Annotated in this window: 7 protein-coding genes and 1 pseudogene; 6 read left to right on the forward strand and 2 right to left on the reverse strand. The window is 71.5% G+C overall.

What is annotated here, in order from left to right; genetic code table 11:
* Both AB0C29_RS23730 and AB0C29_RS23735 read left to right on the forward strand, forming a co-directional pair.
* Positions 1-1,349: hypothetical protein (locus AB0C29_RS23730; protein WP_360823832.1), on the forward strand; the 1,349-nt coding region annotated here is incomplete at its 5' end.
* Positions 1,350-1,407: 58 nt separating this feature from the next.
* Positions 1,408-2,406 carry an endonuclease/exonuclease/phosphatase family protein gene (locus AB0C29_RS23735; RefSeq protein WP_360823835.1) on the forward strand — a complete coding sequence of 333 codons (999 nt, stop codon included), beginning with the start codon at positions 1,408-1,410 and terminating at the stop codon, positions 2,404-2,406.
* Here AB0C29_RS23735 and AB0C29_RS23740 read toward each other — a convergent pair.
* Complete coding sequence (locus AB0C29_RS23740; RefSeq protein WP_360823838.1) at positions 2,375-2,995, reverse strand: TetR family transcriptional regulator; 621 nt, start codon at positions 2,993-2,995, stop codon at positions 2,375-2,377. The two genes, AB0C29_RS23735 and AB0C29_RS23740, sit on opposite strands and share 32 nt — an antisense overlap.
* Before the next feature lie 84 nt (positions 2,996-3,079).
* Between AB0C29_RS23740 and AB0C29_RS23745 the strand changes: the two genes are divergently transcribed.
* Positions 3,080-3,985, forward strand: a complete 906-nt coding sequence (locus tag AB0C29_RS23745; protein ID WP_360823841.1) for an ABC transporter ATP-binding protein — start codon at positions 3,080-3,082, stop codon at positions 3,983-3,985.
* Positions 3,966-4,703, forward strand: coding sequence for an ABC transporter permease (locus AB0C29_RS23750; RefSeq protein WP_360823844.1), 738 nt, complete (start codon positions 3,966-3,968; stop codon positions 4,701-4,703). The genes AB0C29_RS23745 and AB0C29_RS23750 overlap by 20 nt, the downstream gene beginning before the upstream one ends.
* A gap of 6 nt (positions 4,704-4,709) precedes the next feature.
* Here the strand turns inward: AB0C29_RS23750 and cimA are convergent, their stop codons facing one another.
* A complete protein-coding gene (cimA, locus tag AB0C29_RS23755; protein ID WP_360823847.1) occupies positions 4,710-6,317 on the reverse strand; it encodes a citramalate synthase in 1,608 nt (535 codons plus the stop codon).
* Positions 6,318-6,563: 246 nt separating this feature from the next.
* On the opposite strand from cimA, the gene AB0C29_RS23760 reads away from it, so the two are divergent.
* Positions 6,564-7,310 carry a tyrosine-protein phosphatase gene (locus AB0C29_RS23760; protein ID WP_360823850.1) on the forward strand — a complete coding sequence of 249 codons (747 nt, stop codon included), beginning with the start codon at positions 6,564-6,566 and terminating at the stop codon, positions 7,308-7,310.
* A gap of 37 nt (positions 7,311-7,347) precedes the next feature.
* Positions 7,348-7,721 (forward strand): annotated as a pseudogene (locus tag AB0C29_RS23765) (glycosyltransferase); the annotation flags it as partial.

The raw sequence follows: 7,721 nt of genomic DNA on the forward strand, positions 1-7,721 counted from the left end.
CGGACTCCGCCGCCGCCGGCACCTGCACCCCGCGGCACCTGGTGGACCGGACGCTGGCCGAGCCGGTGAGCCGCGCCTACCACTACCTCGACGTGGTGCAGGACGCTTACGTCAAGGGCGGCGAGCCGCGGCTGCTGCAGAGCTACAACAACGAGAGCGAGCTGATGACGACCGCGTTCGTCTACGACAACGCGCTCGCGGCGCTGGCCTACCTGGCCAACCCGACGGTGGCCAACGTGCGCCGGGCCCGGCTCATCGGCGACGCCCTGCTGTGGATCCAGGCCAACGACGAGAAGTACACCGACGGGCGGGTCCGGCAGGCGTACGCGGCCGGGCCGATGCTCTTCTACGGCGGCGGCCCGTACTTCCCCGGCCTCAAGCGCGAGGACGGCAAGGCGGCGTTCCTGTGGCCGTACGGCTTCGGTGGCTCCTCGACCGGCGACATGGCCTGGGTGGCGCTCGCCCTGGCCCAGCTCTACGTCGACACCCGGATCACCAAATACCTCGACGGCGCCGTGGCCCTGGGCCGGTGGATCGCGGACAAGGAGTCGCCGTACCGCTTCGGCGGCTACCACGGCGGCTTGCAGGGCGACGGTGAGACGCCGCAGCCGTGGGCCTCGACCGAGCACAACATCGACGCGTACGGGCTCTTCACGCTGCTGGCCCAGCTGACCAGGGACCGGCGCTGGACAGCCCGCGCCGACGTGGCCGAGGACTTCGTACGGGCCATGTGGAACCGCTCCGAGCGCTTCCTGTGGACCGGCACGCTCGGCGGCGTACCGGGTGAGGACCCGAACCAGATCAACATCGGTAACATCCCCGAGGACGTGCAGACCTGGGCGCTGCTGAGCCTCGACAACCGGCGCTACGACGACGCCGTGGACTGGGTCACCGAGAACCTCTCGAACACCGACGGTGCGGTCTCCGGCGTGACGTACAGCAGCCAGGCCAAGATCCGTACCGGGCCGGTCTCCGGCAGCACCGTGGAGAACAACCGCGACGCCGTCTGGCTGGAGGGCAACGGGCACACAGCCCTGGCGCTGCTGAAGCGCGACGACCGCGGTGACACGGCCCTGGCCAAGCGGCTGCTGCGGCAGACCGCAGTCGCCCAGCGGACCCTCGGTGCCGGGCAGACCGTGGGCCTGACCGCCGACGCGGACCACGGCAAGCTGTCCAACCCGGGCGAGGGCGGCACCTGGACCGGCACCCCGCTGCCCGCCGCGGCCGGCATCGTGGCCGCCACCAGCGCGTTCGACACCGGCTTCGCGTTCGGCTACTTCCCGCGCCAGCACGTCGGCGCGACCGCCTGGTTCCTGATGGCGGGGCAGAACTTCAACCCCTACCGATGATGTGACGTGCCCCGGCATCGCTCGGTGATGGTGGCCCCGGCCGGATACCGTCGCCGCCATGACGATCACCAGCTCGGCGCCCGTGGCGAAGCCGGTCCGGGTCCGGCGGGCGGTCTGGCACGTGCTGCTGTGGCTGCTCGTGCTGCCGGGCGCGGCCTGGGTGCTGCTCCGGCTCAGCGGCTGGGAGCGGGGCGCGCTGGTGCAGTTCCTCGCCTTCACGCCGTACGTCGCGGCGTGGTCGGTGGTGCCGATGATCGCGGCGCTGGCGACCCGGCGCTGGCTGGCGGCGACGGTCGCGACGGTCACCTTCGCGCTGTTCGCGGTGGCGGTGCTGCCGCGCGCCCTCGCCGACAGTGACCGGGGCCCGCAGGGTGGCGTGGCGCTCCACGTGATGACGTCGAACATGCTCTTCGGCAACGCCGACGCGGCCTCGATCGTCAAGCTGGTCCGCGACAACGACGTGGCGGTGCTGGCCGTGCAGGAGTTCAGCCCGAACGGCCAGCGCAATCTCGCCGCGGCCGGGCTGGGCGAGCTGCTGCCGTACTCGTCGCTGGGCGGGGAGTTCGGGGCGAGCGGTTCGGGGCTCTACTCCCGCTTCCCGATCACCGACCCGGGCGTACGGCGTAACGGCGGCGGCTTCAACCAGGCGTACGGGACGGTCCAGCCCCCGGGCGCGGTCGCCGTCACGGTCGAGTCGGCGCATCCGCTCGCGCCGGCCTCGCTGGAGATGCTCGACGGCTGGCGCGACGACCTGGACGCCGAGCCGCGCCCGGACCCGAACGGCGCGCCCCGGATCCTGCTCGGCGACTTCAACGCGACGCTGGACCACAAGGCGCTGCGGGACCTGATCGGCGACGGCTACCGGGACGCCGCCGACGCCGCGGGACAGGGGCTGGTCGGCACGTGGGGCCCGTACGACGGGGACCCGCTGCCGCCGGTGACCATCGACCACGTGCTGGCCGACCGCCGTCTGGGCGTGGGCGCGGTCAGCGTGCACGGCATCCCGGACAGCGACCACCGCGCGATCATCGCGACGCTGCGTCTCCCGGCGGCCTGAGCTCCCGGCCGAAGACGGCTCGCAGGCCGGCCCGGTAGGTGTCCGCCGGCACCGCCTCCGGGTCCAGCCAGTGCTGCAGCCCGACGCCGATGTCCAGGGCCAGCACCAGGGCGGCCAACTGCTCGGCGGGCATCGGCAGATCGTCGCCGGCCAGCTCGGTGAGCTCCGCCGCGCTCGACGCGCGCACGGTCCGCAACCACTGGCCGACCGGCTCCCGGCCGGACTCCTCGCGCATGCCGTAGAGCCACAGCTCGACGAAGGCCATCGCGAAACGCTGGATCTCCGGGCGGCCGACGTTCCGCTCGTAACTGGCGCCGAGCACGTCCGCCCAGGCCGGCAGCGTCTCCCCGGGCGGCCGGTCGCCGGCGCCGTCGTCAGCGGCCAGCTTGCGCTCCAGGATCGCGGTGATCAGGTCCTTCTTGCTGCCGAAGTTGGCGTAGATGGCGCCCTTGGTCAGACCGGCGGCCCGGGCGATCTCGTCCAGCGAGGTCTGGTGGATGCCGCGGTCGCCGAAGAGCGTCTCGGCCGCGTCGAGCAGCCGCGCGCGGGTCACCTCCTGCTGCTGGGCCCGGGTCAGTCGCTGCGTCATGGTGGCCAAGCTACCCGATTGACATTCCGAGCGGTATCCAGATACTGAGTGGTATCCGAATACCGACTGGTATGTGAGGCGATCGTGCTGCACATCGACACCCTGACCAAGGTCTATCGCCGCGGCGTACGGGCCAACGACGGCATCAGCCTCGACGTGGCCCCGGGCGAGGTGCTCGGCCTGCTCGGGCACAACGGCGCCGGCAAGACCACCCTGCTCAGCCAGATCGTCGGGCTGGTCCGGCCGACCTCCGGCCGGATCACCCTGCTCGGCCGCGACCCGGTCGCCGAGCCGGCCTGGGCCCGCACGGTCTGCTCGTTCCAGCCGCAGGCGCAGGCGCCGCTCACCGGCGTCACCACCCGGCAGGCGATCGAGATCGTCGGCCGGCTCCGCGGCGGCGGCCGCCGGGCGGTCCGCCGGCGCACCGATGAGCTGCTGGCCGCGCTGGACCTGGGCGAATGGGCCGACCAGGCCGGCGAACGGTTGTCGGGCGGCGTGCGCCGGCTCACCGCGTTCTGCATGGCGATCGTCGAGCCCGGCCGGCTGGTGATGCTCGACGAGCCGACCAACGACGTCGACCCGGTGCGCCGCCGGCTGCTCTGGGAGCAGGTGCGCGCGCTGGCCGCCGACGGGCACGGCGTCGTGCTGGTCACCCACAACATCACCGAGGCGGAACGCGCGATCGACCGCGTCGTGGTGCTGGACCACGGCCGGGTCGCCGCCGCGGGCAGCCCGGCCACCCTCGCCGCCGGCCGCGAGATGCGACTGGAGCTCACCGGCGCGGACGGCCACCCCGCACCGAGCTGGTCGCTGGCCGAGCACCAGGAGGGTGGCCGGCGCACGTTCACGGTCGCCGCGGCGGACGCGCACCTCGCCGTCGCCTGGGCGCAGACCCGCACGACACGCTTCTCCCTCAACCCCGTCAGCCTCGAGGACGTCTACGTCCGCCTGACCGAGGAGGTCACCGGCGATGCGGCACTGGCTGCGTAGTTACCTGCTCCTGCTGCGCTGGTCGGCGATCCGGCTGCGCTACCTGCTGCCGATGATCCTGGTCATCCAGACCATGATGTCGATCGGCATCGTCATCGGCTTCGCGTTCCTGCTTCCGACGGTCGACCCCGCGACCGCGCTGCACCTCACCACCGGCGCGCCCACCCTGGCCCTCATCACGATCGGCATGGTGCTGGCACCGCAACTGGTGGCCGAGGCCAAGACCGCGGGCACCTTCGCCTACAACCGCACACTTCCGGTGCCGCGCACCGCGGTGCTCGGCGCGGACATCACCACCTGGCTGGTGGCCGGCACTCCGGGACTGCTGCTGGGACTGCTGGTCGCGGTGCTGCGCTTCGACCTCACCCTGCGGGTGAGCTGGCTGGTCGTCCCGGCCGTGCTGCTGGTCGCGCTCACCGCGACCACCGTGGGCTTCGCGATCGCGTACGCGGCCGCGCCGCCGGTGACCAACATGGTCAGCCAGCTGATCGTCTTCATCGCGCTGATGTTCTCGCCGATCAACTTCCCGGCCGACCGGCTCCCCCAGTGGTTGCAGGACGTGCACCGGGTGCTGCCGTTCGAGTCCATGGCGCAGGCGATCCGCGAATCGCTCGCCACTCCGCCGGAAGGCGTGTCCATGCTGCCGTTCCTGGTGCTGGCGGTGTGGGGCGCGGCCGGCCTGGCCATCCCGTTGCGGGTGTGGGCCAGGCGCGACTGAGCCGGATCAGGCCGCGGTGCTGGTGCTCGTGCTGGCCGCGGCGGCGCGGGCCAGGCCGAAGGTGAGCGCGTCGGTGAGGGCCTTCCAGCTCGCCTCGACCACGTTCTCGTGCACGCCCACCGTGGTCCAGTCGCGGGCGCCGTCGCTGGTCTCCACCAGGACCCGGGTGATCGCGTTCGAGCCGTGCGAGCCCTCCAGGATGCGGACCTTGAAGTCGGCCAGCTCGAAGGACTTCAGCTCCGGGTAGTGCTTGGACAGGGCCACGCGCAGCGCCTCGTCGAGGGCGTTGACCGGGCCGTTGCCCTCGGCGGTGGCGATGACGCGCTCACCGCGTACGCGGACCTTGACGGTGGCCTCGGAGACCACCGAGCCGTCCTCGCGGTGCTCGACCTGCACCCGGTACGACTCCAGCGCGAACGGGCGCACGAAGTCCGCACCGGGCAGCTCACCGCGTACGAGAAGCTCGAAGGACGCGTCCGCGGCCTCGAAGGACCAGCCACCCGCTTCCAGTTCCTTGACCTTGCGGGTCACCGCCGTGAGGGTGTCGGGGTGGCCGGCCAGGTCCAGCCCGAGCTCGCGACTCTTGAGCTCGATGCTGGCCCGGCCGGCCATCTCGGTCACCAGGATCCGCATGTCGTTGCCCACCACCGACGGGTCGACGTGGTTGTAGAGCAGCGGATCCACCTTGATCGCGCTCGCGTGCAGCCCCGCCTTGTGAGCGAATGCCGCGGCCCCGACGTAGGCCTGGTGGGTGTCGGGGGCGATGTTGGCGATCTCGGCGAGCGCGGTGGACACCCGCGTCGCCTTCTCGAGGCATCCGTCCGGTAGGACCTTCAGCCCGAGCTTGAGTTGCAGGTTGCTGACGACGGCGAACAGGTCGGCGTTGCCGGGCCGCTCGCCGTAGCCGTTGGCCGTGCACTGGAAGTGTTCGACGCCCGCCTCGACGGCGGCGACTGTGTTGGCGACCGCGCAGGACGTGTCGTTCTGGCAGTGGATGCCGAGCTGGTCCGGGGCGACCCCGGTGCGCGCCACCACGTCGTTGATCGCGGCGGTGATCATCGACGGGAGCATGCCGCCGTTGGTGTCACACATGACGACGCGCTCGGCGCCGGCCTCGAACGCGGCCTTGACCACGGAGGCGGTGTAATCGGGGTCGTAGCGGAAACCGTCGAAGAAGTGCTCGCAGTCGACGAACGCGCGGCGGCCGTTGGCGACCAGGTGCGCGACGGTGTCGCGGACCATCGCCAGGTTCTCCTCGCCGGTGGTGCGCAGCGCCCGCTCGACGTGCCGGATGTCGGACTTGGCGACCACGCAGACGACCGGCGTCTCGGCGTCCAGCAGCGCCTGCACCTGCGGGTCCTGCGCCACGTCGACGTTGGCCTTGCGGGTCGCCCCGAACGCGACGAGCACCGCGTTCTTCAGCTGCAGCTCGGTGCGCGCCCGGGCGAAGAACTCGGTGTCCTTGGGCATGGCACCGGGCCAGCCGCCCTCGATGAAGCCGACACCGAACTCGTCCAGCAACCGCGCGACTGCGAGTTTGTCGACGACCGAGTAGCTGATGCCCTCGCGCTGCCCGCCGTCGCGCAGCGTCGTGTCGAACACCTGGTAGGTCATGGGGGTTCCTTTCCGAGACTGACGACCCAACAAAAAGACCCCCCGCGGATGCGGGAGGTCTGCACGTCGGCGGAAATTCAGCCGGCGCGCTAGGTGCGAATAATCAGCACGGAGTGGGTCACGCCCCGAAGCATGCCACGCGCCGCCACGGTGGGAGCCCAGAATCCACAAGCTGAGACAGCCGATCCCGTACGGGTGAGTAATTCGACACGGCGGCAACGTGACGGTGGCAGTTAGGTTGGACGGGTGGCCGTCGACAATCACCCCCGCAGCCTGACCTTCTCCACCAGCTACAACTTCCGCGACGTCGGCGGCTATCCCGGCCTCGACGGGCGCACGGTGAGCTGGCGGCGGTTGTTCCGCGCCGACTCCCTGCACCGGCTCAAGGGCACCGACCTCGAGACCTTCCAGGCGCTGGGCGTGCGCACCGTCATCGACCTGCGCCGGCCGTTCGAGGTGGAGCAGCACGGGCGGGTGCCGCACTCCGAGGGGCTGGACTACCGCAACCTGGTGCTGGAGCACGTCGACTGGGAGTCGGTCGCGCACTCCGGGGACATCCCGCACGAGCGCTGGCTCGCCGACCGCTACCTCAACTTCGCCGAGGACGGGCAGGCCGGGCTGGCCGCGGCGCTGGGCGTGATCGCGGATCCGGCGGCGGCCCCGGTGGTCGTGCACTGCATGGCCGGCAAGGACCGCACCGGCGTGGTGTGCGCGCTGACCCTGTCCCTGCTCGGAGTGTCCGATACGGACATCGCGCAGGACTATGCGCTGACCGAGGCCGCGATGGAGTCGCTGACGGCGTACCTGTTGAAGACCAAGCCGGAGCTCGTGCACGACAAATACCACATGTTCGACTGCCCGCAGGACGCCATGCTGCTGTTCCTGCGGGACCTGCGCGAGCGCCACGGCTCGGTGGAGAAGTACGTCCGCGAGATCGGCCTCAGCACCGGACAGCTGGCGAGCATGCGCGAGCACCTGCTGACGCCCGCCTGACAGACACGGTGGCGCGGCGGGTGTCTACTTGCCGTCCATGCGAGTCCTCGTCAGCACCTGGCCGGCCCATGGGCATCTGCTCCCCCTGCTCCCGCTGATCCGGGCGGCCCAGCAGGCGGGCCACGACGTCGTCGTCGCCTCCGGCGCCGAGGGTGTCACCGAGGCGCGCCGGCGCGGGCTGACAACCTGGGACATCGGCCCGAGCCGGACGGAATCCGACGCGGCCTTCCGCTCCCGGGTGCCGGACCTGGGCGCGGTCCCGCCGGAACGCCGGATGGCCACAGTGATCGGCGGCATGTTCGGCGCGGCGGCGTTCGAACGGGCCGCCGGTCTGGTGCCCCGCGCCGAGGAGTGGAAGCCCGACCTGGTCATCCACCCGATCACCGAACTCGCCGGCGCGGTGGCCGCGGC

This window comes from Actinoplanes sp. NPDC048791 (genome assembly GCF_040650095.1).
Taxonomy (GTDB): domain Bacteria; phylum Actinomycetota; class Actinomycetes; order Mycobacteriales; family Micromonosporaceae; genus Actinoplanes.